Origin of the sequence: Paenibacillus sp. GD4 (assembly GCF_030846225.1) — a bacterium.
Classification (GTDB): domain Bacteria; phylum Bacillota; class Bacilli; order Paenibacillales; family NBRC-103111; genus Paenibacillus_G; species Paenibacillus_G silviterrae.
Genome location: NZ_JAVCYK010000001.1, coordinates 764,273 through 787,262 on the forward strand (window position 1 = coordinate 764,273; position 22,990 = coordinate 787,262).

Below are 22,990 nucleotides of genomic sequence, written 5' to 3' on the forward strand. Positions count from 1 at the left end.
GGACGAGAGCTTGTGCTCACGTGGTACCACCCAACTTCCCCTGTTCAAAGCGTTCCTACACAGGGCTCAGCCGTCACATAGACGCTCCATTAACGCTGGATACACGATGAAGGCTTACGATAACAATCCCGGTCTATGAACCGCAGCAGCACGGTGCCATCGCTCACCCTCATATCCTCCCGGACCATCTTCCTGAGGCTTCTGCCAACCGGTTCTCAGCATTTCCGGCTCTCTGTTGTGGCTTCCTCCACAGTACTTATCCGTTCATGGGATGTTATGCACAAATATATCGAAACTCCCTGCCCCTGTCAAGTTATGGCACGTAGTCGATCCCGCCCGGATGAAAAGGGTGGCACTTGCAAATTCGCTTGACGGCAAGCCAGGAGCCCTTAGCCGCACCATGCTTATCCAGTGCCTCCAGCGCATACGCGGAGCAGGTGGGATAGAACCTGCAGGTCGGCGGCTTGATCGGAGAGATGAATTTGCGGTAAAACAAAACGCCCGAGCGCAGCACCCGCTTCATAACGAACACCTCTTCTTACTTAGTGAGCTTATGCTCATCATGAAGCAAAGGTATGCCTATTGTCAATTCGCGCGCGGAAGCGTCAGCTCAAAGACGGTCCCTTTCCCAAGCTCACTGTGCACCCCAATGGTCCCTTGATGCAGCTCGACCAGCTCTCTTACAATGGCCAGCCCCAAGCCCGTGCCGCTGTTTTTCCTCGATCTCCCCCGGTCCACCTTGAAAAATCGCTCCCAAATCCTCTCCTGATCCTCCGGGGAAATACCCGTTCCGGTATCTACGACTCGCAGCAGCACCCGGTCCCCACTGTGCGCGGCCTCCAGACGAATTGTCCCCGCTTCCGTAAACTTAACCGCGTTCTTCAGCAGGTTGTTGACGATCTGCTCAAGCCGATCCGGATCCGCGTGGACCTTGAGTTGCGGTTCCTGCAGCTCATAACCAATCGAAGTCCCTCTTTCCGCAGCCTCCGTGGAGAATTTGAACGCGGCCCGCGCCAGCAAAGGCTCTACCTCCACCACCTTTAGGTTTAGGGTAATCTCTTTATTCTCCAAACGGACCAAATCCAAGATATCATCAACGAGCCGCGCCATATGCAGCGTCTCCTTATACATGATATCGTAGTATCTCGGCCTAGCCTCCTCATCAATGAGCCCATCCTGCAGCGCTTCCAGAAAGCCCTGAACCGCAGTAAGCGGTGTCCCCAGCTCATGGGATACGTTGGCCAGAAAATCCTGCCGGATCTGCTCCAGCTTGCGCTTGTCGATATCCATGCGCTCCAGCTTCTCCATCATATGGTTGATGGTAGCGGCCAAATCGCCGATCTCATCCTTGGCGTCAATTCGGATACGCTCCGTATAATCCCCCATGCCGATCTTGGCGGCGGTACGGTCGATCAGCTGCAGCGGTCTGGAGATGGACCACGAGAGGTAAGAGGCGATTCCTGCCGATATCAGCACCCCGATCAACGTGATCCAGAGGATCGTTTCCCGCAAGCCCGCGATCGTGTCGCTTATCCCCTTGACCGGGGCATGCAGCACAATGCCACCATAGATTTGTTCCCCCTTCCCCCAAGGAACAACAACCGACAGCATCGGCTCCTTCAGGCCGGCAAACTCCAGATTGAGCACCGCATCCTCACCGAGGCTAATTTTCTTCACGACGGACTCGTCCACCGATTTGCCGATGTATACCTCCTCCTTTGAAGAGGTAGCGAGGATGCGGCCATTCCGGTCAAACATCCAAATGCGCGTATCATAGGATTGATCGAAGAAAGCCAGCAAGTCCTTTACCTGCTCCTCCGGCAGCATCGCATCCTGCATAGCCAGATTGACCCGCTTCGCCTGTCTTAGCAGTTCCTGCTGCCTCGCATCGAAAATGTAATCCTTGGCAAGCCAGGACAGCAGCAGCCCTACGGCGAAAAGTCCAAGCAGGACGGTCAGCATATAACTGAACAGGAGCTTGCGGAATATGCTTTTATGTATGAATCCGAACATTATCGCTGCACCTCAAGCTTATAGCCTACGCCCCATACGGTAACGATCCCCTCGGGATTCCAGCCGCCAAGCTTCTCCCGAAGCTTCTTCACGTGCACATCCACCGTGCGGATATCTCCGAGAAAATCATACCCCCACACATGCTCCAGCAGCTGCTCCCGGGTGTAAACGCTGCCGGGCGATTTGATGAGATGCGCCAGCAGATCAAACTCCTTCGGCCGCAGCGTAACCCGCTCCTCCCCGCGTACCAGCACCTCCCTGCGGTCCAGACAGACACGCAAGCCTTCATATTCGTAGCTCGGGGCCGTCTCCTGCTCCCCAGCAGTCCTTCTCGGCTGCATCCGACGGAAGATCGCCTTGATCCTGGCGACCAGTTCTCTAGGGCTGAACGGCTTCGTCACGTAATCATCGGCTCCCAGCTCAAGCCCCAGCACCCGATCGAACTCATCGCGTTTGGCCGTCAGCATAATAATCGGGATGTCCCAACGTTTCATTATTTCTCTAGCCGTTTCATAGCCGTCGAGCTTCGGCATCATGACGTCAAGTATGATCATATCCGGCGCCTCCCGCTCGATCAGTGCGATAGCTTCTTCCCCGTCGCCCGCTTCAATCAAACCGATCTGCTGCTTTTCAAAGTAAAGCCTTATGATCTCACGCACATGCGGATCATCATCGGCAACCAATACCTTCCAAAGCTTCATTCTTCATTTTCCTCCTTCCGGTCCTTCAGAATGAGTAACTATATATATTCTCCTCACGGCTCCATTTTCCGGGGGCACGACGAAGAGGCGAAAGCCTCGCTTACATGGTGTAAGGGACCTTCGCCTCGATTTTCAATTGGAGTTAGTTCGCTTTCGAGGGCTCCTTCATGCTGCCGGTCGCACCGGAGGAGGTGCTTGGGGAAGTAGTGCTCGAGCCTGCTCCGGCATCTGTGCCTGCAGACGGTTTATCGGTTGTAGTCGATTTGCTGTCAGAGCCGCTCGTGCTTGGAGTCGTCGTCTTCGAGTCCGTAGACTTCGGCGTAGTGGTTGCCGGTGTCGAGGAAGACGGCGAGGACGCGCCGGAACCGGTAGCTGGGCTGGAGGATGAAGAGGATCCGGTATCCGAGCTTTTCGGTGCCGGCGCCGTTGTCGGTACGCTTGACTTCTCCTGCGTATTCGCTCCTGCCGGCGCCTCGCTCGTGTTGCCGGAGCACCCCGTCATAATGCCGAATGCCGCTACCGCTCCTAGAATGACCATAAGACCTTTTTTCATATGTATCCGCTCCTTTCTATCCTGGAAACCTGTCTTTTGTCTCACCTGAGCGATCCAAGCTGCCCGGTGTAGGTATTACTTTAAACTACAAACATGACCGGAATATAAGGAAAATAAGGGCCGTCTTTTAAAAAAGTATGAAAAAAAATAGAAGCCCTTCAGCGGGGCTCCCATTCACTCCACATATCCTTAATAACCTGCAGCTTGCCCACCTCATACATTCCGATGACCTCCGTATGCATCATATCGGTCCAGCCGGAGGTGATCGTGCCGTCCTTCAGCTTCGCCACATAGGTGATGGATTCGATGGAGTCGTCCTCCTCGATAACCCCCAGTACATGCTCCATTAAATACTTGGGCGTGACCTTGCCTTCCTTACGGGACTTATATTCGCTAAGCTGGTCCATCGTTTGCCTCCCTTTCTTTCCGGCTCCTTCGCTCCATTTAGCTTCCGCCGCAAGCAGGACTCTTATCCATAAGTCATGGAATGCGCTTCACCTCCTTTACAAACGGTTAATATTAGGGAGTGAAAAAAATACTGAAAGCGAATATAATGGTCTTTATGCTATTGGATAAGGATGGATTGGGGAAGAACTATGAACAAACAGCGTTTGACCGAAATCGAATATTTGCGCGCCTTTGCCTTTTTGGCCGTCGTCCTGCAGCACACCATCGGCCATTACGCGTATATCCAGGGAACCTCGCTGGCCGACGGGGTTATGCTCGGCTTCCTGCTGCTGGCCGCCAAATTTGCCGTGCCGATGTTTATCTTCATTACAGGACTTGTCCTGTTCTACAATGACAAGGGGAAGGTGCCGTACGGAACGTTCCTGCGCAAGCGCAGCAAGGACATCCTGCTCCCTTATCTGCTTTGGAGTATTCTCTACTCCATCATTGACAACCGGTCAGCCTTAACGGACTGGACATTCTTGCGGGAGCTTGGGCTTGATCTGGTGACGGGTAAGGCCAGCTATCATCTATGGTACATTGTCATGATCTTTCAATTTTACTTGGCGTATCCGTTTTTGCGTTCGGGTATTCTATGGGCGCATAAGCAGCTGCAGAACCGCTATGCCTTGTATATGGTGTTGATAGCGACAGGCGTGTTCTACGCTTGGCTGACGACGCAGCAATCCGCCTTCGAAGCAGCTGCGGCCGCACTAGCGATTCCGGTGCTTACGCCTTTGTTCACCGAGTACATCGATCGGAATGCCCTTTTCTTTTTCTTTTACTTCGTACTCGGCGCGTTTACCGGGCTGTATGTACAACACGTGCTTCAGGCCGTGTATCGCTGGAGAGCTGCGATCTGGACTTTCTTCGGCATCGCCGTGACGGTTATGGGCTTCCGTATCATTAACCATTTTACATGGAGCCCTGAGCTGACCATCCATTATAACGATACGTTTCTCGTCAACCCGCCGATGGCTCTCTTTCTGACCCTTTCCCTGCCCGCCATGCTGGCGGCAGCGGTCGAATTTGGAAGGAGCGCTCCTATGAGGTGGAGAAGAGCCCTGTCCTTCATCGGAGCATACTCCTACACGGCATACTTAGCGCATGCATTGCTTCTTGTGGCCGCCACCGAGCTGACCGATCTTTTGCTTCCGCGAGCCGTTCCTACCATGCTGACACTCGTTGCGTTCGCCTTGTGCAGCGGTCTCTCGGTAGGCGCAGCCGTTCTCCTTCGCAAAGCGTCACTCCGATTAAGTAAGCGCGCGCCCGGCACTGCCGCCAAGCCGAAGCAAATCACCGGCTGACCGTCTTTCACGGACGGCCGGCTTTTTTTATTTACGGAACATGCTCTTGATCACAAACCACAGGTTCGCCGGCCGTTCGGCAATTCTTCTGGTGAAATACGGATACCATTGCTTCCCGAAGGGGGTATAGATCCGTACGCGATACCCTTCCTTCACCAGCCTGCGCTGCAGCTTGCCCGCCACCCCATAAAGCATCTGAAACTCAAAACGGTCTCTTGTAATTTTCCGCTCATCGACAAATCGCTTTACTTTGCGAATCAGCTTCTCGTCATGCGTCGCTACGGCCGTATAACAACCGTTCTCCATATGACGCTCGACCAATTTCATATAATTCGCGTCCACGTCCTTCTTGCTCTGAAACGCCACATCGGCCGATTCCTTGTAGGCTCCCTTGACGATCCTTACATTCACCTGTTGTGCTCCGAGCTTCCGCAGATCCTGCTCCGAACGGTAAAGATAGGACTGTATTACGATCCCGATATGCTCCTTCCCGTATTTATGAAGCAGGATCTGGAAAATATCGAGCGTTTCGCCCGTTACGAAGGAGTCCTCCATATCAATCCTTACGAATTGACCCAGCTCCTTCGCCTTCGCGGTGATCCGATGCATATTTTGCAGACAAAAGTACGGGTCGATCTGCAGTCCCAGCTGGGTCAGCTTCACCGAGACGTTCGCCTGTAAGCCATACTTCCGTATTGTCTTCATGGTCAGGACAACCATATCCGCCGCTTCGCGAGCCAGAGCTTTATTTGCAACGCTTTCCCCCAGAAAATCGAGCGTCACCATCAAGCCCTCGCCGTTGAGGCTCCGGACCCGCTGAACCGTATCCTCGAGCGATTCTGCCGCCACAAACCGGCTCACGCCAACCCGCATGCCGTAGATCTCGAATATGCTGCGAACCCGCCTGTTCCCCGCTACAGCAAAGATGGCCTTGCGCAGCAAAGCTTCCAGGCTCACTCGGAGCACCCCCTTATCCAAGCGGCTTCCCCTACGTGTGGCTTTCCGTATTTCTCCGATCGTTCTGTCCTCACACGTATCACACTCCTTTATGCGCCTACGGGACATTCGCCCACAGTATATGCCGCCCGGCTCCGGTATGTTCGGATCATACGATTGATTGGCGAACCATTGAGATCGTATCGACAGCATTCCGCAAAAAAAAGCGCCGAACACGGCGACGTAATTTGACATTGTTTTCCTCAGTAAGGCATTATAATAGAACGGTAAATTTGATCACCACGAATAAGGAGACTCAGTACAATCGCTATGAAGACTCTAGAACCTCCATCCATGATTGACTTAGAAGAGCTCGGCGCACGGGTTCGGGAAACATCCGCAAGGCATCATCAAATTATTCAAACCGTGTGGGAAAATGCCGAAAGGCTTCAGATGAATTACGAGCTGGCCCGCACCAAGCTGGAGCAGATGCGAAAGCTGAAGCAGGAGCTGCGGTCGCTGCGAAATTTGTAATCGAGCAGTATATGCGGAGCCGTTCCATATGAAAAGCCCGTTCACTCGACACTCGAAGAACGGGCTTTTTTTGTTCAGAAAAAAATCCCGGGTCCACTTCTAGGAAGTGAGCCCGGGATACGTTTTTATGCGAATTGGAAGTACTCGTTTGCGTTGTTATAACAAATGTTCTGTACGATGCTGCCAAGAAGCTCAATGTCGTCAGGCGCTTCGCCCTTCTCGACCCATTCGCCGATCAGGTTGCAAAGAATTCGACGGAAGTATTCATGTCTTGTGTAAGACAGGAAGCTCCGGGAATCCGTCAACATGCCGACGAAACGGCTCAGCAGTCCGGCATTGGCCAAATTCTCCATTTGATCGATCATGCCGTCCTTCGTATCGTTGAACCACCACGCCGATCCGAATTGGATCTTGCCCGGTGTGCCCCCGCCCTGGAAGCTGCCGATGATCGTCGCCAGCACGAAGTTGTCCTTCGGGTTGAGCGAGTAAAGAATCGTCTTCGCAATGGCGTTGTCCTTATCGAGCGCATCCAGCAAGCGAACAAGCGGCTGTGCGATATCGCTGTCGTTGATGGAATCGAAGCCGGTATCGGGACCGAGCTTGCCGAACATCCGCGTGTTGTTGTTGCGGTGTGCATTGATGTGGAACTGCATCGCCCAGTCAAGCTCGGCATACAGCTTGCCAAGGAATACGAGCGTGTAGGTCTTGTACTTCTGCTCTTCCTCGAACGAAACCGATTGCCCCTGCAGCGCTTTAGCGAAAATCGCCGCCGCTTCTTCCTTCGTAGTTTCAGCGTAAGGAACATAGTCAAGCGCATGGTCGGATACGCGGCCGCCTACGGAGTGGAAGAAGCGTACGCGGGATTCCAGGGCCGTCAGCAGCTGATCGTAGCTGCCGATCTGCTGGCCGGATACCTCCGCAAGCTTGCCAACCCACTGAACGAAGCCGGCGCGGTTGATCTCCAGACCTTTGTCCGGGCGGAACGAAGGAAGCACCTTGCAGTCAAAGCCAGGAATGTCCTTGATCTTGATATGGTATTCCAGCGAATCCGTCGGATCGTCCGTTGTACAGACCACCTTCACGCCGGATTTGGTGATGAAGTCACGGGCGCCGAAGCCAGGACCGGTCAGCTGTGCATTTGCTTTTTCCCAGATCGCCGGCGCGTTCTTCTCGTTCAGCAGCTCATAGATGCCGAAGTAACGCTGGAGCTCCAGGTGAGACCAGTGATAGAGCGGATTGCCGATCGTCATCGGAACGGTTTTCGCCCACGCCAGGAAACGGTCGTAGTCGCTTACGCCCTCGCCGCCGGTTACCAGCTTCTCCTCGCAGCCGTTCGCTCTCATCGCTCTCCACTTGTAGTGGTCGCCGTACAGCCAAACCTCGGTAATGTTCTTATACGTTTTGTTCTCGTAAATTTCCTGCGGGCTTAAATGGCAGTGATAGTCAATGATCGGCATCGCTTTAGCAAACTCATGATAAAGCTTAACGGCCGTATCGTTATATAACAAGAAATTATCGTCCAGGAACGCTCTAGCCAAGGAACTCACCTCTATTTTGGAGTAATGACGCTTGTCTTACTTACCGAGCAAATCCAAGTGCTTGCCGATGTGGGCCTTGAGAGAATCCGCATAAGCCTCTTCCTGCTCGCTCAGCGTGCGGAAAAACTCATCCTTAAACAGCGAGTTGCCTTGCGCGTCCTTCGCTTGCAGCAGAATGCCGTACGTAATGTGGATCACTTGGCGCGCGTTGTCTTCGTTCATGTACACATCCGCCAAATCCGCATCGGACACTTGATCCAGCGGTGCGATCTTGCTGAGATCCGTTGTTACATGATAGTAAGCGGTAGCTTCTTCAAAATGCTCCAGCGCATACTGATGCATGCGGCGGTACAAGGAAGGATTTACTTTGGCTACCGTACGAACAGCTTCGAGCCAGTTGGTACCGGCCGTTTTCACGTGGAAGCGGCCTTTGGTGTATTTGCCGATAATCGGGAACACACTGAACTTGTCGCTGCCGGAGTGGATACTCAGCTTGTAGCCGAAGTCGTCGGCGATACCGGCATGAATGATGAGCTCCTTCTCAAACTGCTCGATGTCGCCCATGTAGTCGATACCCTTCTGGAACTCGCCGATGAAGCGCGGCGCCATGCTGTAGATTGTCAGACCGCGGCTGTACAGCTCCTTCGCAACGAAGAAGTGGGATTCCGGTGCCGTAGGCGTTGCAGTCTCATCGATGGAAATTTCAAAATCCACTTCACGGGAAGCGTTCTTGATATAAGTAACGTAAATGTGCTCCATGAAGTCGACCGCCGCGCCGTAGATCAGCACGTTCTTGATTAGCGTTTCGCGATCGAACGTGATGGAAGTGCCGGCTACCTCGAATGTTTGGTTCAAGTAACGGGATTCATAGTGATTGCGAACGGATTCGGGAAGCTGTGCATATTTTGCTGCTTGTGCCGCCGCATCCGTGCCTTCTACCGTGTTGTCGATTTTCTCGGAGCAGTCGAGCGTCAGCATCGTAAAGCCAAGGCCCAGCGCCATCTCGATGTCCGCTTCCACCTTCAAGTGGTCGCCGTCGGCACCGAAGCCGTCCTTGTAGCCTTCCTGGAACGCTGCGAAGCAAGCGGCATCTACGACTTGCTTGTAGTCGCGTCCTGTGAGGTTCAGCTCACGGATGCTTTGCTGTGCCAGAATCGGACGAACGTTGCGGCCGCGTACGGTTTGGATGTGGCCTGGTGAAGCAATACCCAGACGGTCGCCGAGACCGATGGTAGCAATTTGCGTACCGAAAGCACGCGGAACGGTATAATCGAAGTATTTGTTCAGTACCAGACGGTTAGCGTGGGACAGCGGAGCCGCCTTGTAGCCGCCTTCTACTTCACCCTCGAGCTCATCGAACAGCGGGCCTTCGCCTACGGCGATCAAATATTTGCTGTGCTGCTCCTTATCCTTCACCATAACGAGCGAGGTGCCGTTAGCGCTGGAGACGGACAATGGATATACCTTCACTTGTGCATTGTCTTGTGGTGTTTGGCCTTGCTGGATCGCTTCCGCGACGAATTGGAACTTACCCATGATCGGGGTCCTCCTTTAATGTTACGGTGTCCTTGGTTTGTAGGACATACCGGTATTCTCTCATCTCGATTTTAATGCAAAATAAGATGATAATCTTCGCTATTTTTGCTTAAAAAATAAGAATGTATGCATTTCTTGCGTTGACTTGATAGTGATTTTTGATACAATGAGAGCAAAGTCTACACAGGAGGTGCCTGAACAATGAATGAACCGATGCCGCTTACCTATGGCGCCGAGGAGGGCGACTTTTACTTTCAGCACGTGAAGCGTACCGAGCCGTTCGAGCGGACGAATCATTTTCACGCAACCTACGAAATCTTCTACCTCATGGCCGGTCAGCGGGCGTACTTCATTAAGGATCGCTCCTACCTGATTTCGCCCGGCGATCTGGTGTTCATAAATAAGCATGATGTTCATAAAACCTCCGATGTCGGACCCTCCGGCTACGAACGGATCGTCATCAATTTCAGCGATAAGTTTATCGGCGCGGATCATCCTTTGTTCCATCCGGCCTTGTTCGCCGTTTTTCAGCAGCCTACGAACGTGTTCAGCCTGAAGCTGCCGGATCAGCTGTTCGTACAGACCATTATGAACAAGATGACGAAGGAGCTGAAGGAGCGCGCCTCGGGCTACGAAACGTATGTCAAGCTGCTCCTTGCCGAGCTGCTGCTGTTCTCCAGCCGTTATGCCGAGCGTCAGGAGGCCGTATCCTTCGAGCATGCCAGCCCGATGCATAAGAAAATATCGGAAATCGTCCGTTACATTAATGAGCATTACAGCGAACCGATGACCTTGTCGGCGATGTCGGAGCGTTTTTTTATGAGCCCTTATTATTTAAGCCGCGCCTTTAAAGATGTGACCGGCTTTACCTTCATCGAATATGTCAACACAACGCGGATCAAGGAAGCGCAGCGGCTGCTGAAGGAGACGAATCTCAAGATCATCCGCATTGCCGAGGCGGTCGGCTTTGAGAATATCGCCCATTTCGGCCGAATGTTCAAAAAGCTGACGAAGCAGACCCCGATCCACTTTCGCAAGCATTCCCGATAATCAGTCATTTATCAGCGTTTTATCGTTATCTCATGTATGGCGGCCGTGCTATAATGATCCTACCTGTGGTTTTATTTTCCTGGGAGGGATGCATTATCAGTTACTTGGCCGCATTTTTGTTATCCTTTACCATCGTCCTCCTCTTCATTCCCCCGCTTCGCAGGCTGGCCTTTCGCTTCGACTTTGTGGACAAGCCCAAGCCGGGGGTTGAGCGCAAAATTCACCGGGAGCCTATCCCGCTTACGGCGAGCATCGCCATTTTTATCGGGTTCGTCGTGAGCTTCGTTATCTTCGTGCAGGAAGAAAGCTGGCTTAGAACAGGGGCTGTCTTAGGCGGCGGCTTGATGGTGCTCGGGATCGGCATGGTGGACGATTGGTTCAAAACTCATGGCAAGGAATTCCCGGCGCTGCCGAAAATGCTCGTGCAGATGACAGCTGCCGTACTTGTATATCAATCGGGCATTGTCTTCTACGGCTTCTCGAACCCGCTGACGGGGACCGATGTCCTCCTACCCGCCTGGCTGCAGTTTGTCTTGACGGTGCTATGGATTTTCGGGGTGACCACCGTCATCAACTTTACCGATGGCATGGACGGACTGGCCGGAGGCATCTCGGCTATCTCGGCCGTAACGCTATTCGTCGTTGCGCTGGCCAAGGGTCAATCGGAATCGGCGATGATTGCGATCATTCTTGTTGGCGCCGCTATAGCCTATCTTAGGTACAACAAGCCTCCGGCTCAGGTTTTCATGGGCGATGCCGGCGCGACCTTCCTTGGATTTATGCTGGGTGTCGTCGCCTTGGACGGCGCCTTCAAAGGGGCGACGGTGCTCTCGGTGTTCATCCCGATTCTGGCGCTGGGCGTACCGATTTTCGACAATGTCTTTGTCGTTGTAAAAAGGCTGCTGGCCGGAAAGCCGATCTACCAGGCGGACGCCACCCAAGCGCATTATCGTCTGCTGCGAACCGGACTGAATCCGAAGCAGGTGGTGCTGTTCCTCTGCCTGATCAATACGTGCTTTGGGCTGACGTCGATTGTCCTGCTCCTGATTGATGGAAAGTCCTAGCAAAACAAGAAGCCGTTCCATCCCCTGATTATGGGTTTGGAACGGCTTGTTTCATGAGAGGAGTTACCTGTTCTCCGGACGGGTGCTTCTTGCGCGAAACGCCCACCTGAGCCCGTAAGGAACAACAAATAAAATAAAAAGAATGCGAAACATTTGATACGCGACAACAAGGGAAACATCGGCGTGAACCGTCGTTGCCGTAACCCCCATCTCCGTCATCCCGCCGGGGGATGTGCCCAAGAAGGCTGTTGCCACACTCATCGGATGCATGCTGCTGAACCAGAAGCTCAGCGCCAGCGAGAAACCGACGATAAACAGTCCGCTGATGACCGAAAGCGGCAGCAGCCTACGCCAGCCCGCAAGTGACGTTAGCTTGATACCGAGGCCCAGGTACACGCCGAGGCACCACTGTGCGGCAAGAATCATCGGGCTTGGCAGATGAGGCGGCGGGTAGCCAGATACCGTTAGCAGCGCGGCGGCTGCAAGCGGCCCCAGGAACCACGGTGTCGGCAGCTTCAGTCGAACCGATAACAGGGCAGCCGCCAGGACGAAGCCCGCGAGCAGCACCCAGGTGTAGGGCTCGCCGAAGATCGATGAAGCGCTGCTTGCCGATGCGGGCGAAGAAGTGCTGAGATCGGCACCCGGACCGTTTGACAGGGAATGCACCGCCAAGAAAGGAACGACGAAGATGACCGTAAGCAGTCGGATCGTCTGCAGAAAAGCAACCACCGTCTGATCCGCCCCTTGCACTTCCTCCGCCAAAACCACCATCTGGGACAATCCGCCGGGGATCGAGCCGATGGCACTTGAAGCGGCATCAATTCCTGTAAAACGAGTCAGCAATCCGGCCATCAGGAGGCTGAAGCCGACCGTCAGCACGGTTGCGAGAAGCATCCAGGGCAGCTGCGTCACGATCTGCCGGGCGCTATCGGCGGTAAAGGCAAGCCCCATTGCATAACCGAGCAGCACCAGTCCGACGTTACGAAGCCATAGCGGGAAGCTGAGCTGGCGACGGGTGAAGCCGGTCCAGAGAAGCACTCCGGCAAGCGGTCCGAGCATCCAGCTTAGCGGTACGCGAAGCCAAGTAAAGAGCAGCCCAAAGACGACTGTAATGAGAACCGTTTCCAAAAAACGCAGCACCACTGCTCCCTCCTCTTTCGCATAAGCAGGCAAAGCAACCCCTTCCGGCCCAAATGCCGAAAGGGGTTCACCTGCTGATTAGATTAAGTTTTCCGGGTTCAGCTTTTCCAGCTCCGGCACTACGAAGCGTCCGTCCTTACGGATCAGACGGTCGTCAAAGTAAATTTCTCCGCCGCCGTATTCCGGGCGCTGGATCAGCACCATATCCCAATGGACGGAGGAACGGTTCCCGTTATCCGCCTCTTCATAGGCATTACCCGGCGTGAAATGGATGCTGCCGTCAATCTTCTCGTCGAACAAGATATCCTTCATCGGCTTCTTGATATACGGATTGACGCCGATCGCGAATTCGCCTATATACCGCGCTCCCTCGTCCGTATCCAATATTTCGTTCAGCCGCTGCGTGTCGCTTCCCGTAGCTTCTACGATTTTCCCATTCTCGAAGCGAAGCATAATATTCTCGAAGGAAGTCCCTGCATAAATCGTCGGGGCGTTATATGTAATGACTCCGTTGACCGATTCCTTGAGCGGTGCCGTAAACACCTCGCCGTCCGGAATATTCAGCTTGCCTGCGCATTTAATGGCAGGAATATCCTTGATCGAGAAGCTGAGGTCGGTTCCGGGTCCCATCAGACGAACCTTGTCCGTACGATTCATCAGCTCTACGAGGCTTTCCATGGCTTCGGACATTTTACTGTAATCCAGGTTGCATACTTGGAAGTAAAAGTCCTCGAACGCCTCGGTGCTCGTATTGGCCTGCTGAGCCATGGAAGGGCTCGGATAACGCATGATCACCCATTTGGTATGGTTTACGCGCTGATCCGTGACCGGCCGCTGATACAGCTTGGTGAACAGCTGCATTTTGTCGGAAGGAACGTCCGATGTCTCGGTAATGTTATCGCCGCTACGCACGCCAAGGTAGGCGTCCATTTGCTTCATGCGGTGAAGCTCAAGCTCCGCCATACGACGGTACAGCTCCTCCGAGCCACCCAGCATGATACTGCGGGTTACGGCAGGATCTCGATATTCTACGATAGGATAGCCGCCTGCGGCGTAAACCTCTTCTATTAAACACTTGGTCAATTCATAATCGCGAAGTCCGATCATTTCAAGCAAAATCGTTTCTCCAGGCTGCAGATCAACCGAATACCGGATCAGGTTGCGGGCAAATGTTTTAAGTCTTGGATCTCGCATGGGATATGATCCCTCCTTCAAGGTTTCATTACAAATTCTACTCTTCACTGTACCCAATTTTCATAAAAACTTCAAATGAAATGCGAAGAAAGGACCTGCCCCCTGTAAAGATCAGGAAGCAAGCCCTCTCGATGAGATCGCCTTAGCAGCTGCGATTTGAGCTGCGTACGAAGGTTACGCCTACGCGAAGTACGGCGAATTCGACGCCGTTACGGCAGAAGAAAATCCGTACGGTTCTTCCGGATGTGAAGCGAATGCGGACAGGGAAACGGCTGACAAGTGCCAGGATGCGGCGAATGCCGAGCACATCTCCAGTCAAAATCGCTACAAGCAAGAGGCGAAGAAGTCCAAGTCGGCGAAGCTTTCTCACCACCCTGCGAAGGTAAGCGACATCTCCGCGGCCGGAGAAGGTTAAGCAAACACGGCGGCGAGAACGAAGAGGACGGAAGCAAAAACGGGCAATGCGAGTAAAGTCCACATGTATCACCTCCTCGACTCAAGATAATTCATGATATGAAGGAGGAAGGGAGGTGGATTGTACGGATGGACAGCGGCAGACACACATTTCCGCGTGAAGAGGAGGTTGCAGCCTGCCGGTACCTTAAGAGGGTACATTTCTGCGACGTTTGACTCGTTTCAAGCAGTTGTGCTTCTCAAAAAGATGCCTATAATCACAAATCCCGTTATGAACCGCACTTAGGATCGTTGATTTCTGCAGTATAAGTCAATTTCATAATTAGAAAAACCCTTGTGGAATAAGGTTATTCGGCATACAAAAGCAGGAGTACCTCCTCACATTCTCGAAGCTAAGGTTACCAAATGGCATGGGCAACACGAAGGCGCAAAAAAACGGGCTTTTGTCGATCTCGAACTAGTTCTACAACTCGAAATCGGTTACCTGTGGCAGATAGATGGCGTTACAGGGCGTCTGGCGCTTAACATGGCCCGGTAATGCTCCCTGTAACGTTATGAAATCATCTTACTGTACCAAAAATGTGTTGATCTGCCACTGTAAGATGAAAAAATCGCGTTACAATGCGTCTGGTGCATAACACGGCCAGGTTACGCTCCTTGTAACGTTATGAAATCACCTGATATGAACGAAACCGTCAAGTGCTCAGCACGTACCCTTGATTTGGAGTGCTCTAAAGTAAGCCTGTCAAATGCCTTTTTTGACAGGCGGTTCACTCTGCCCATACTTTTTTACTTCGGTCTGGCTGATCAAGCCAGACCCTGCCCTACGGCGAGTAACGGGGTGCAGGGGGCGTGCTCCCTGCTGTCTTTCTTTAATTTGAGCTTGTGGTTCGAATGAGTTTCATTCCTTGGCACGAGGGCAAAATGGTTCTTTGCGCCGGTTGGCAACCTGATATTCGTGGGTTATCACAAGTGAATTGTATACGACCAGAGAGCTTACCTGCTAAACTTACGACGCGCATGAAGCCGCACTACCTGAAAGATTGACTTTGCGCAGGTGATTTCCGCGGATTATTACTCTCTGCCTTGCTTTAGTACTTTGCCCTCGAGCCAAAGAATGTAACGTAACGCATTGCCTAACTCACTAAGCCGGAATCACTTCCTTTTTCATTCAATCATACCCTTATTTTTTATGCTGTGATGCTGTTTTTTTGCTTATCTACTTCCTTGGCTATGGCCCATATGAAACCTATAAGCTCTCGGGCTACTGCGGCGATGATGGTTCCTTTGTGCTTTCCTTTGAAAAGGAGCTTCTTGTATTTGTGGTGTAATCGCTTTTGTGCTTTCCAGGAGATATTGACAATTTCCGAACTCAGTCCTTTTTGCCTATCTCGACGTTTTCCGTATGGCAGGTGAGCTCCGATAGCTCCAGGCGGCTTCAACCAATACCCTACGTATATGGGCATTTCCAGCTTTCGTTATCCCACCTTGCCAACGACTCCCCCGCTAGAACGTTCTGATGGCACCAGCCCCACATAACTCATGAGTCCGCTGAGGGGATGCGAATCTTCCTGCAATGTGGCCAAGTTCCGAAGCTACAGTAACGGCTGTAATTAGGGCAACGCCATGGAGCCCCTGCAATGCTTGGATCATGGTCGCTTGGCATCCTTCACTCGTTTGCTTCTCCATCTCCGCTTCATATCTTCGGATCCGGTTCGTAGCTTCTTGGATGCTGTTTCGGTATTCTTGGAATACCATATCCTCACAACACCGAGAAAACCGTAAAGTATCTAACCAATTTTCATATGGCTGAGTCCACACTCGAACGCCCTTGGGCGGGTGGATCTGATGGCGAAGCAGAAACTTGGTTAAACGCTGTTTATGCCGATTCCTGTCTTGTACGGCATCTTCCCTGGCCCGAACCAAATCTCGCAAGGCTTCATCCTCGGGACGTGGTACATAGATCTCTGTCAATTCATTTGCTCTCCAGAGCCGCGCTAGACGTACAGCATCTCTCTTATCTGTTTTTATTCGAGTATTCCCCTCTAAGTCTGTTGGTGCGATGACGCCGCATTCCACATACATCTCCAAAAGCCATCGATACAAGACGAACCCCGTAGGGCCAGCCTCATAGCATATACTTAACTTTACGTCATCATCTTTCATTAACTGATTAACTAGTTTACGAACAGCCTCCTTCGTATGCGAGATGACACCATGGAACCTGACGGGTTCATTTCTATTTTCGGGGGCGATGGCTACAGCTATTTTTTCTTTGGATACGTCTAGACCAACATATTTTATGGTTATACTCATTACTAAACCGACTCCTTTTGTTTGTAGCTCTGTTTTGGATTATTTGATTGATTACTCAATTCAATTGATTTCCAAAATCAACCTACGTAATGCAAAATGGTAGTCGGTTTCGTTCATTTTAACTTACTGTACCAAAAATGTGTTCATCTGCCACCGTAAGATGAAAAAATCGCGTTACAGGTGTCTGGCGCTTATATCGGGCCGGTAATGCTCCTTGTAACGTTATGAAAATCATCTTAGTGGGCAGAATTCGCAAGCAGATTTTCGCTGCCAAAGCTCAATTGGTTCGATTGAAGTCAATATTATTATGAAATCACCTTGTATAACAGCATTGCACCCCACACACATTACTTCAAACTATCACCAGCAGGCGCTCATAACCATATAAAAAAAGGCCTCCTATTGAAGAGGAAGGCCTGTTTCACTGATACCATGTTCTGTAGGTATAGGCTGATTGTAAGCTGCTTCAGGGAAGAAATTCGCAATTTCCCGTTCGGCGCTTTCTCTGGAATCCGAGCCGTGAATCACATTGGAGCCCACCTCTACGGCAAAATCTCCCCGGATGGTACCCGGAGCGGCGTCAAGCGGATTCGTCTTCCCCATCATCGCTCGGGACAGCTGGATAACATTAGTCCCCTGCCATACCATTGCGAACACAGGGCCTGACGTAATAAACTGCACCAGCTCGCCGAAAAACGGTTTCTCGCGGTGCTCCGCATAATGGGCTTCCGCTTGCTCTCTGGTCACATGCATCAGCTTGCCCCCCAGCAGCTCGAAGCCCTTCTCTTCAAATCGCTGCATCAACTTGCCGACCAGCTTTCTTTGCACTCCGTCCGGCTTGATCATCAGGAAGGTTCTTTCCACAGTTCAACACTCCTTATTGTAGTAGGGTTCGTTGCCGTCTCCTCATTTTATCCAAGAATAACCTGCCTCAAACCGGCCTGCCGAGGAATTCCCACCTCCGACCGGACATGATATAATGTCACTCATGAAAGTTCATTTCCTATGAAGCGGGTGGCCGTGGATGCCCTTTTATTTACGCTTGCTGACAATCATCACCTGTGCTGCTGCACTGCTCACCTTAGAATCCTCCTCCATTTTGAATAAAGCGGCCAAATCGCCGACCGCAGCGCCGACCAGCTTCGATACGACCTTAGTCCCGTCGGGACCGCTGTCTAAGGAGCCGACGATCATCATCGTACTAAGTGAAACCTTTTGGGACATGACCCGTCTGCCGAACGTGAAATTTTCCCGGGATCCGATCCCGACCTTTCGCCGGCTGGCGGAGCTATACCCAAGCGGAACGATGCTTTCCCCCATGTTCGGCGGCGGAACGGCAAATGTCGAGCTGGAGGTGCTGACAGGCAAATCGTACCGGTTCTTCGAGGATGGCTCGAATCCTTATGAAACCGTCATCAAGCAGCCTACAGGCTCGCTTGCGCATATTTTGGCCGGTCAGGGATATTCCACCGCCGCCATCAGTTCTTACCATCATTGGCATCTGGGGAGCTCCGAGGTGTACAGGCATCTCGGCTTCCAGCGGTTCATCAGCTATGACTACTTCAATCCCGACGAATTCGTCGGCCCGTATATCGGAGATCACGCGGTAGCCAAACGGATTATCGAGCAAACCCGGCAGACCGAGGGGCCCGATTTTATTTTTGCTAACACGATGGAGAACCACTATCATTACTTTGAAGGCAAATTTGACAAAAACACGATCGATGTAAAAGGAAGCCTGGGACGTGAGGCCCGCGGAGTGCTGGAGACGTATGCACAGGGCAGCTCCGGCGCGGATCACATGCTGCAGGAGCTTGTCGATTATTTCAACCGGTCCGGCGAGCCGGTGGTGCTTGTGTGGTTCGGCGATCATCTGCCGTACTTCGATAAGGACTATTTCATCTATCGTGACACGCACTATATAAGCGGGGAGAACGATCCTGATTTTCTGGAAAAAATGCACCGCGTTCCTTTGCTCGTATGGAGTAACGCGGTATCGCTTCCGACAGAGACACTGAATATGAGTCCCTCCTTCCTCGGACCTTACGTTTTGAAGGCAGCGGGCCGGCAAGGAAACGCCTTTACCGATTATTTGGAGCAGCTATCCAAGCGGATGCCGATTGTGCCGCCGGAGAGCCACTATGCCGACTATGGCGTCGATCGGAGCTTGGTGGAGGAATATCGGATGCGGCAGGAAGCGGGGCTTCAAGCCGAGATCGGCGGAGCCGCCGGTTTGATCGATCCGCCGGGGTATCGGCACGGCTATGAGCAGGCCATTGACTCCGTGTCGCCAAATTCGGTGATGCTGGGTGAGTCGTTCCGCACGGAGTATGGCCGTTCGATTATGGTGGTAAGAGGCCATCGGTTCGGCATCGGCAGCACGCTGTTCATGGACGGCAAGAGGCTTACAACGAAGTGGCATGACGAGGGGACTCTGAGCGCCGAGGTGCCGAAGGACATTCTGGCTCGCGCAGGGCTGCATTCCGTACAGGTGAAGGTAATCGATTCGAAGGAGCAGGTGATCGCAGAATCGGATACGGCTCCGTTTCTGGTGAATGCATTGCCATAAGGTGCGGCTATCCGGCTGCTTATAACGACAAAATCCCGAGCGTTCCGTCCTTCAAAGACGAATGCTCGGGATTTTTGTCAATCCGTGCGCTTCCCCGGGAAATGCGGTTAGCCGTGAAATCAAATCCGAAGGGCGTCACCCTTCTTCCCGGTGCCAAAGCCGCTGCAGCTCCTCGTTCTCATTAAGCAGCTCCTGCAGCGTGCCAATGCCGTTCACACGGCCGTCCTTCAGCACCACAATCTGATCCGCTCGCGCAAGCGCGGCCTTTCGGTGGGAAATGACAAGGCAAGCCGCTCCTTGGCGCTGCTCATCCAGACGTTCCCATAACTTGCGCTCCGTATCCACATCGAGCGCACTGGATAGGTCGTCGAACACGAGCAGCTCCGCTTCGCGAACGAACATCCGCGCCGCTGCCGTTCGCTGCGCTTGGCCGCCGGACAACTTCACCCCGCGCGGACCGATGACCGTCTCCAGCCCGGAGGGAAGCCGCTCCAGGTCCGGCTCCAGAACAGCGGAGTGCAGCGCCCGCTCCAGCCTAGCCTCGTCAGCCGACAGTCCCAGCATAATGTTATTGCGCAGCGTATCGCTATAAAGCCTTGGCACCTGCGGGGTATAGGCGCTGTGCGGCGGAATGAAAAAGTCGCCCGGCGCCTCCACCTGCTTCCCGTTCCAATAAATGGCGCCCGACTGCATCGGCAGCAGGCCGAGAAGCGTGCGGACGAAGGTCGTTTTGCCTGAGCCGATTCGTCCGGTAACAACCGTGAAGGAGCCACGCGGGAGACTCAGGCTGATTCCTTCGACGCCCCTGCCCGTATCGGGATACCGGTACGTCAGCCCTCGCACCTCCATCCGTTCCAGAGGACCGGCAGCCTCCATGCCCCCGGCATTCGCCGGTTCCTCCTGCTCCTTGCCGGCGCTGCGAAGATGAAGCGAATGATGCTCCGTCAGCCGGTGCGGATCGGCACCCTGAAGCAGCTCCACCAGCCGGTCCTTGGCAACGCTGCTTTGCTTGTAATACGTAATGAACTTACCAAAATTTTGGATGAATTGAGTGACAAAGGTTAAATAATAGACGAACAGGGCAAAGTCCCCGACGGAGAACGTCCCGCTGCGCATTTCCGATGCAGCCAGCAGCAGAATGAAGCCCGTTCCGAAATTGACCGTATTGGAAAACACGGAGTCGAGCGTCGAGGTCAGCAGCTTATCCTTCACTGTCGCCTCACGGCGCTGCTCGTTAAGCCGGCGGAACCGGCCGATTACCCGTTCCTCCGCCCCGGCAACCTGTATCGACTGAACGGCGGAGAACATCTCGCTGATCGCTCCGGTCACCTGTGCTGTAGCCTCCCGGCTGGCAGCGCGATACTTCTGCAGCAGGGTTGTGGACAGCTGGGCTACGGTCACCACAACAACCAGCGGAAGAAACACCCATAGTGTCATCTGAACGTTGATGCGTATGAGGATAAAGAAGGATACCGCCGCAAAGAAGGTCATCCCGAACGCATCCACCGACCAGCTGATCGTCTCCTCCGCTTGATCCACATCATCGCGAAAGCTGCTGATTGCCTCCCCCGGAGAGCAAGGAATCGCGCGAGCTCCCGGCTCCTTCAACACATGCACGAGCAGATTACGCCTCAGCAAGCCGCCGATTCGGAAACGAAACTGAACATCGGTAATAAACCCAAAAATGATCAGCATTACCCGCCCCAGCGCTGCTGCAAGCAGCAGCCCGATCAGAGCCCAGACCCCGAGCTCATAAGGAGATTGTCCCGATAAGGTATCGAAAAACTGTTTTGTCAGCAAACCGGGAACGATCGGCGCCAAATAGATTAACGTCCATGCCAGCGCATTCAGCGTGTACATCCCCAGCCGGTAACGGGTCAAATTCCATAGAAACGACCAAGTACTCATACGAGCAACTCCTCCATCCCCGTTTCGAGCAGCCGGCTGTAAGCCGAAGACGGATCCGCTGCAAGCGCCTTCCGGTCGCCGTATTCCGCAATCCGGCCGTTATCCAGCACCATGATGCGATCCGCCCGCTCAATCGTTGCGAGCCGGTGAGCGATAATAATGCAGGTCCGGTCCTGCAGAAGTCGCCCTATGGCACGTTCGATCCTCTGCTCCGTTGCGGGATCAAGCCGGGACGAAGCCTCATCCAGGATGACGAGCCCCGGATCGGCCAGGAACACTCTGGCGAAGCTCAGCAGTTGGGCTTCCCCGGCCGACAGACCGCCCCCTCCGGATTCAAGCTGCGTATCCAAGCCGTTCGGCAAAGAACGGTACCAAGCGCCCATGCCAAGCTCCTCCAGGACAGCAATTACACGGGCGTCCTCCACCTTCTCATCAAAGAACGTAAGATTATCGCGTATGGTCCCTTGGAAGATCTCAATCGTTTGCGTTACCATGCCGACACGTTTGCGCAATTCATGAAGCTTTGCCTTCTTCACATCCGTGCCCTCAAGCAGGATTGTTCCCTGCAGCGGATCATAGAAGCGAAGCAGCAGCCGTGCCGTTGTCGTTTTCCCGCTGCCCGTGCGGCCGAGCAGACCGAGCACCTTGCCCTTCTCCAAATGAAAATCCACCTCATGCAAAATCGCACGGTTGTCCTCATATCCGAACGATACCTTGTCAAACGTAACCGACAAGGCTCCCGACGCAATAGGGGCACCGATCCCGTCCTGAACGGCGGACTGCGTCTGCAGGAGCTCCCTTACACGAGTAATGCTGGCATCGGCTTTTTGCAGATCCTCCATTTGTGTCCGAATTTTCTCGATCGGCTTCGCCATGAGCTCGGTATAATAAAACACCATGTATACCGTTCCCAGTGTAATCGAGCCCTTGCTCCACAAGTAAGCGCATACCGCAAAAGCAACGGCATTCCCGATCGTAAATACGACAATGGTCGTAATCCACATCGCTGCCCAGCCCATGAAAGCCTTGACCCTCAGAGGCAGCCACTCCCGCAGCAGGGCATGAAACCTGCGGATCACATAACCTGTAGCCCCGTTCGCCCGGGTGTCCTCCGTTCCCTCCAAATGCTCGCCCAGAAACCCGAAAAACTTCGCGCTCATCTGCCGCAGCTGTCCCCAGTGAGGCACGGCAAACTTACGGATGTAGTTGATCGACAGAAGGGCAAACACGACGAAGGCCAGCATCCCCGTTCCGATCTGCCAGCCCTCGCGGAAAAGCAGCACAAGCATGCCGAAGACGAGCACCAGATTGCTCAGCAGCGAGATAACAAAATTGGAGAAGAAATTCGCCAGGTTATTAATGTCGCCGTCCACGCGTTCAATGATCGCCCCCGAGGTATGCGATTTATGGAACGACATATCCAGCTTCAGGCAATGCGCAGCGACGTCGCCCCGAAGCTGGTTCGTGGCCACCCAGCCCACGTTCTCCCCTACATATGCGGCGGCAACCGACACCAGCTGCTGCACAAGCGTAGCCCCAAGAAACAGCAGGGCTGCATACCAAAGCGGTTCCATGCTGCCTTGAGACTGGGCCGTATCGATAAAGTACCGAATGATTTGGGGGTGCACCAGCTGCAGCAGGATGCCGCTTAGCAGGAGCACCGACAGCCAAATGATGCTCTTCCTTTGGGACTGCAAGTACTGCTTCAATAACCGGCTGTACTCGCCGACCGGTATTTTGGAAAACCTCTTCATGGCTTTGGCTTCTCCC

The 22,990-nt window shown here is 53.3% G+C and carries 21 protein-coding genes; 6 read left to right on the forward strand and 15 right to left on the reverse strand.

Annotated elements, in window-relative coordinates; genetic code table 11:
- Window positions 1-313 precede the first annotated feature (313 nt).
- From yidD to RAC89_RS03630, 3 genes are all read right to left on the reverse strand, one after another.
- Window positions 314-523 carry a membrane protein insertion efficiency factor YidD gene (gene yidD, locus RAC89_RS03620; RefSeq protein WP_306611814.1) on the reverse strand — a complete coding sequence of 70 codons (210 nt, stop codon included), beginning with the start codon at window positions 521-523 and terminating at the stop codon, window positions 314-316.
- Window positions 524-585: 62 nt separating this feature from the next.
- On the reverse strand, window positions 586-2,013 hold the full coding sequence (locus RAC89_RS03625) for a sensor histidine kinase (protein WP_306611816.1): 1,428 nt from the start codon (window positions 2,011-2,013) through the stop codon (window positions 586-588).
- Window positions 2,013-2,714, reverse strand: a complete 702-nt coding sequence (locus tag RAC89_RS03630; RefSeq protein ID WP_306611818.1) for a response regulator transcription factor — start codon at window positions 2,712-2,714, stop codon at window positions 2,013-2,015. The genes RAC89_RS03625 and RAC89_RS03630 overlap by 1 nt, the downstream gene beginning before the upstream one ends.
- A gap of 167 nt (window positions 2,715-2,881) precedes the next feature.
- On the opposite strand from RAC89_RS03630, the gene RAC89_RS03635 reads away from it, so the two are divergent.
- The gene (locus RAC89_RS03635; protein ID WP_306611820.1) at window positions 2,882-3,316 is read left to right on the forward strand and encodes a hypothetical protein; all 435 of its coding nucleotides are present in this window, start codon (window positions 2,882-2,884) and stop codon (window positions 3,314-3,316) included.
- Window positions 3,317-3,425: 109 nt separating this feature from the next.
- Here the strand turns inward: RAC89_RS03635 and RAC89_RS03640 are convergent, their stop codons facing one another.
- A complete protein-coding gene (locus RAC89_RS03640) occupies window positions 3,426-3,674 on the reverse strand; it encodes a hypothetical protein (protein WP_306611822.1) in 249 nt (82 codons plus the stop codon).
- Between the two features lie 189 nt (window positions 3,675-3,863).
- On the opposite strand from RAC89_RS03640, the gene RAC89_RS03645 reads away from it, so the two are divergent.
- Window positions 3,864-5,021: an acyltransferase gene (locus RAC89_RS03645; protein WP_306611823.1), complete on the forward strand. Its 1,158-nt coding sequence runs from the start codon at window positions 3,864-3,866 to the stop codon at window positions 5,019-5,021.
- Between the two features lie 27 nt (window positions 5,022-5,048).
- Here RAC89_RS03645 and RAC89_RS03650 read toward each other — a convergent pair whose 3' ends face one another.
- Window positions 5,049-5,978 carry a proline dehydrogenase family protein gene (locus RAC89_RS03650; RefSeq protein WP_306611825.1) on the reverse strand — a complete coding sequence of 310 codons (930 nt, stop codon included), beginning with the start codon at window positions 5,976-5,978 and terminating at the stop codon, window positions 5,049-5,051.
- A gap of 333 nt (window positions 5,979-6,311) precedes the next feature.
- Here RAC89_RS03650 and RAC89_RS03655 point away from each other — a divergent pair, with 333 nt between their 5' ends.
- Window positions 6,312-6,491 (forward strand): hypothetical protein, encoded by a 180-nt coding sequence (locus tag RAC89_RS03655; RefSeq protein ID WP_306611827.1) that lies wholly within the window; start codon window positions 6,312-6,314, stop codon window positions 6,489-6,491.
- Window positions 6,492-6,616: 125 nt separating this feature from the next.
- Here RAC89_RS03655 and uxaC read toward each other — a convergent pair whose 3' ends face one another.
- Window positions 6,617-8,029 (reverse strand): glucuronate isomerase, encoded by a 1,413-nt coding sequence (uxaC, locus tag RAC89_RS03660; RefSeq protein WP_306611831.1) that lies wholly within the window; start codon window positions 8,027-8,029, stop codon window positions 6,617-6,619.
- A 36-nt stretch (window positions 8,030-8,065) separates the two neighbouring features.
- The gene (locus RAC89_RS03665; protein ID WP_306611832.1) at window positions 8,066-9,565 is read right to left on the reverse strand and encodes a tagaturonate epimerase family protein; all 1,500 of its coding nucleotides are present in this window, start codon (window positions 9,563-9,565) and stop codon (window positions 8,066-8,068) included.
- A gap of 201 nt (window positions 9,566-9,766) precedes the next feature.
- Here RAC89_RS03665 and RAC89_RS03670 point away from each other — a divergent pair, with 201 nt between their 5' ends.
- Window positions 9,767-10,615 carry a helix-turn-helix domain-containing protein gene (locus RAC89_RS03670; RefSeq protein WP_306611834.1) on the forward strand — a complete coding sequence of 283 codons (849 nt, stop codon included), beginning with the start codon at window positions 9,767-9,769 and terminating at the stop codon, window positions 10,613-10,615.
- Between the two features lie 53 nt (window positions 10,616-10,668).
- Complete coding sequence (locus RAC89_RS03675) at window positions 10,669-11,679, forward strand: MraY family glycosyltransferase (protein WP_306611836.1); 1,011 nt, start codon at window positions 10,669-10,671, stop codon at window positions 11,677-11,679.
- Between the two features lie 63 nt (window positions 11,680-11,742).
- Here the strand turns inward: RAC89_RS03675 and RAC89_RS03680 are convergent, their stop codons facing one another.
- The 6 genes from RAC89_RS03680 to ndk form a co-directional block, all read right to left on the reverse strand.
- Window positions 11,743-12,819 carry an AbrB family transcriptional regulator gene (locus RAC89_RS03680; protein ID WP_306611838.1) on the reverse strand — a complete coding sequence of 359 codons (1,077 nt, stop codon included), beginning with the start codon at window positions 12,817-12,819 and terminating at the stop codon, window positions 11,743-11,745.
- A 78-nt stretch (window positions 12,820-12,897) separates the two neighbouring features.
- Entirely contained in the window at window positions 12,898-14,013 is a 1,116-nt protein-coding gene (locus tag RAC89_RS03685; RefSeq protein ID WP_306611840.1) for an aminopeptidase, read from the reverse strand.
- A 142-nt stretch (window positions 14,014-14,155) separates the two neighbouring features.
- Window positions 14,156-14,491: a hypothetical protein gene (locus RAC89_RS03690; RefSeq protein ID WP_306611842.1), complete on the reverse strand. Its 336-nt coding sequence runs from the start codon at window positions 14,489-14,491 to the stop codon at window positions 14,156-14,158.
- Window positions 14,492-15,813: 1,322 nt separating this feature from the next.
- Window positions 15,814-15,909 (reverse strand): hypothetical protein, encoded by a 96-nt coding sequence (locus tag RAC89_RS03695; protein WP_306616034.1) that lies wholly within the window; start codon window positions 15,907-15,909, stop codon window positions 15,814-15,816.
- 24 nt (window positions 15,910-15,933) lie between these two features.
- A complete protein-coding gene (locus tag RAC89_RS03700) occupies window positions 15,934-16,743 on the reverse strand; it encodes an IS110 family RNA-guided transposase (protein WP_306611843.1) in 810 nt (269 codons plus the stop codon).
- A 399-nt stretch (window positions 16,744-17,142) separates the two neighbouring features.
- A complete protein-coding gene (gene ndk / locus RAC89_RS03705) occupies window positions 17,143-17,607 on the reverse strand; it encodes a nucleoside-diphosphate kinase (protein WP_306611845.1) in 465 nt (154 codons plus the stop codon).
- 160 nt (window positions 17,608-17,767) lie between these two features.
- On the opposite strand from ndk, the gene RAC89_RS03710 reads away from it, so the two are divergent.
- Entirely contained in the window at window positions 17,768-19,312 is a 1,545-nt protein-coding gene (locus RAC89_RS03710) for an LTA synthase family protein (protein WP_306611846.1), read from the forward strand.
- Between the two features lie 135 nt (window positions 19,313-19,447).
- Here RAC89_RS03710 and RAC89_RS03715 read toward each other — a convergent pair whose 3' ends face one another.
- Both RAC89_RS03715 and RAC89_RS03720 read right to left on the reverse strand, forming a co-directional pair.
- Window positions 19,448-21,220, reverse strand: a complete 1,773-nt coding sequence (locus RAC89_RS03715; protein ID WP_306611847.1) for an ABC transporter ATP-binding protein — start codon at window positions 21,218-21,220, stop codon at window positions 19,448-19,450.
- On the reverse strand, window positions 21,217-22,974 hold the full coding sequence (locus RAC89_RS03720) for an ABC transporter ATP-binding protein (RefSeq protein ID WP_306611848.1): 1,758 nt from the start codon (window positions 22,972-22,974) through the stop codon (window positions 21,217-21,219). Before RAC89_RS03720 ends, RAC89_RS03715 begins: the two co-directional genes overlap by 4 nt.
- Between the last annotated feature and the right edge of the window lie 16 nt (window positions 22,975-22,990).